Origin of the sequence: Arthrobacter sp. NPDC080082, assembly GCF_040686595.1 — a bacterium.
Classification (GTDB): domain Bacteria; phylum Actinomycetota; class Actinomycetes; order Actinomycetales; family Micrococcaceae; genus Arthrobacter.
Map to the genome: position 1 here is coordinate 1 of NZ_JBFBKQ010000011.1, position 3,191 is coordinate 3,191.

The 3,191-nt window shown below is 67.3% G+C and carries 2 protein-coding genes; both read left to right on the forward strand.

The window, feature by feature from the left end; translation table 11 throughout:
- The coding region (locus tag AB0O44_RS16155; protein WP_364139072.1) for a hypothetical protein at positions 1-246 on the forward strand (246 nt) is incomplete at its 5' end.
- Positions 247-575: 329 nt separating this feature from the next.
- Positions 576-3,059, forward strand: a complete 2,484-nt coding sequence (locus AB0O44_RS16160; protein WP_364139073.1) for an HAD-IC family P-type ATPase — start codon at positions 576-578, stop codon at positions 3,057-3,059.
- The last annotated feature ends 132 nt before the right edge of the window (positions 3,060-3,191 follow it).

Consider the following 3,191-nt stretch of genomic DNA (forward strand, 5'->3'; position numbering starts at 1 on the left):
CACCACAGGGGCGGCACGATTCGGCAATTTCAACCAATCAATAAAACAATCGGTATCAACAAACTTGGCACACTATTGAGTTCTCAAACAACAGACACACCCGGCACCACCACAACCCCACAGGGTCCTGACTCGCTCCGGAGCAACTTTTCAAACTTACCCGATGCCCTCCTCCGAAGCAAATTCGATTTTCTCGAACCAGATTCAGGAGATGCATCAGCCCCGGCCAAAGATAGTGGTCATTAGAATGTCCAAGATTTTGGTCTTGTAGTTTTTTGGGGGTTTGGCCGCCTCCGGTAACCGGCCTCTCGGCTGGTCTCCCTCGCGGCGACTTAGAAAACAATACACCCCGATGGGCGCGTCTGCAAACCCGGGCCAAAGGGCCCTCCCCGCCCGAGGAAAACGCTGGAAATACGCGGACTTTCGGCCCTTGCAGCGGCGCAGGGGGCCACCGAAAGCCTCATCGTCGTGAAATGGCTTCCTGTATGCTGCGTCACTCCGACGTCCGCTGCGTCTACCATCGGGGTGTGAGGGCAGAACGCCGGCGCCAGGAGACAGGAACGCTGGATGCGCGTGTGCCCGCTCCCCCCGGACCCGGCCTGAATCGCCACGAGGTGGCGGACCGCGTGGAGCGGGGTCTGGACAACAAAGTGCAGGACCGGTCCAGCCGCACTCTCTGGGAGATCTTCAAAGCCAACGTCCTCACGCTCTTCAATGCCATCGTCGGGGGCAGCTTCCTGATCCTGCTGTTGCTGGGCCGGTGGCAGGACGCGCTATTCGGTCTCGCGGCCGCCGGCAACGCGGTGATCGGCGTCGTGCAGGAGTTCCGTGCCAAGCGCTCCCTGGACCGGTTGGCAATCCTCGATGCCCCACAGGCGCGGGTCCTGCGTGATGGCCTGCCGTCAGTGATTCCCACCGCGGAGGTGGTGCGGGATGACGTCCTGATCCTCCGGGCAGGCGACCAGGTGACCGCCGATGCGGAGGTGATTGAGTCCTCGGGGCTCGAGGCGGACGAATCCCTGCTGACGGGTGAGTCCGACCCCGTGGACAAGGCCACCGGGTCTGAGGTGTTGTCCGGATCCCTGGTGGTTGCCGGAAGGGGCCACGCCCGGGTGGTGCGGGTGGGGGCGGAATCGTTCTCCAGCCGGATGACAGCGGATGCGCGGCGTTTCTCCCTGGTGCAGTCCGAGATCCGCAACAGCCTGAACCGTGTCCTCCGCTGGATCGCCTGGGCCATCCTGCCCGTGGCCGTACTGGTGGCTGCCGGGGAGCTGCAGGCCAGGGGCGGCTGGCAGTCCGTGACCCTCGACGGGGCATGGGTACCGGCCGTCGTCGGCGTGATCGCCAGCGTGATCGCCATGGTCCCCTTGGGTCTCGTGCTGCTGACCAGTGTGGCCTTCGCCGTCGGCGGTCTCCGCCTGGCCGCGCACAAGGTCCTGATCCAGGAGCTCGCCGCCGTCGAAGGATTGGCGAGGGTGGATGTCCTCTGTCTGGACAAGACCGGCACCCTCACCGAAGGCGGCCTCAGGTTCGACGCCGTCCACCAGTTGCTGCCGGAACCGCCGCCGGGTTGGGAGCACGCGCTGGGCTGGTTCGCCTCCGAACCGGAGGCTAATGCGACCGCGCGCAGCATGGAGCTCGCCTTCGAGGACGACGGCGGCTTCCGCTCCGTGTCCTACGTCCCGTTCTCTTCCGCCCGCAAGTGGAGCGGCGCCACGTTCGACGCCGGCACCGGCAACACCTCGACCTGGGTCCTTGGCGCCCCCGACGTCCTCCTCGCCCCAGGTAGCGGGGCAGGTGAACAGCCGGCCGGGAAGCCTGCGTCGGCGGGGGACGCCCCGGACACCGCGGCCGCCGCCCTCCACCGGGCTGGGGACCTCGCCGCCGGCGGGCTCCGTACCCTCCTCCTCGCCCAGGCATCCGCCCTGCCCCGGCAGGGAACGGACGACGGCGCGCTGCCGGCAGCCGTGCGCCCCGTGGCGCTGCTGACCTTCCGGGAACAGCCCCGGCCAGAGGCCGCAACCACCTTGGAGTACTTCCGGGCGGAGGGCGTGACGGTGAAGATCATCTCCGGCGACGAGCCCGGAACGGTTGCCGCCATAGCCCGCCGGGTGGGGCTGACGGTTCCGCACGGCGTGGATGCCCGGACCCTGCCGGAGGATCCGGAACGGCTCGCGGAGGTGATGGAGGCAAACACGGTGTTCGGCAGGGTCAGCCCCCACCAGAAGCGGGACATGGTGGCCGCCCTCCAGCGGAACGGGCACACGGTCGCCATGACCGGGGACGGCGTCAACGATGCCCTCGCCCTGAAGACCGCGGACCTTGGCATTGCCGTAAACTCGGCGTCGCCGGCCACCAAGGCCGTGGCCCGTTTGGTGCTCATGGACGGCCGCTTCGACCGGCTGCCAGAGGTGGTAGCCGAGGGCCGGCGCGTCATTGCCAACATCGAACGCGTCTCCAGCCTGTTCCTCAGCAAGACGGCCTACGCCGTGGCTATCGCCTCGAGCTTCGCGCTGCTGCAGTGGCCCTTCCCGTTCCTGCCCCGCCAGCTGTCCTTCACCGACGGACTGACCATCGGGATCCCGGCGTTCTTCCTGGCCTTGATGCCCAACGCCCGCCGCTACCGTGCCGGCTTCCTGCTGCGTTCGCTGTGGTTCTCCGTGCCGGCGGGGCTGATCGTCACCGCCTCGCTGATTGCGGTCACGGCGGCATCGACGACGGCGGGCCCGGCGCCTAGCGCGGAGGACCTTCGCTCGGCGGCAGTCCTGACCCTGTCCATCGTTGGACTGTGGATCCTGAGCGCCGTGGCACGGCCGCTGAACGCCGGCCGGCTGGGTGTGCTGGCGGCGATGGCCGCCGCGCTGGTTGTCCTGCTGGGAGTGCCGCTGGCCCAGGACTTCTTCATTCTCGGATGGCCGCCGCAGCCGCTGCTGCTGGCCGCGCTGGGGTCGGGTCTGGGTGGCGGGGTGTTGGTCGAGGTCCTGGCATGGCTGCACCGGCGCCGGTTCAATGACAGCCCGCGCGAGACACAAGCCAAGGCGGAAACCGCGAAGGAATGACTGGGGTGGTGGTTAAAGTGGGAGAGCCTCCAACCTGGTGGTTGGAGGCTCTCGACCTGAATGATGTTCCGGCGGTGACCTACTCTCCCACACCCTCCCGGGTGCAGTACCATCGGCGCTGTGGGTCTTAGC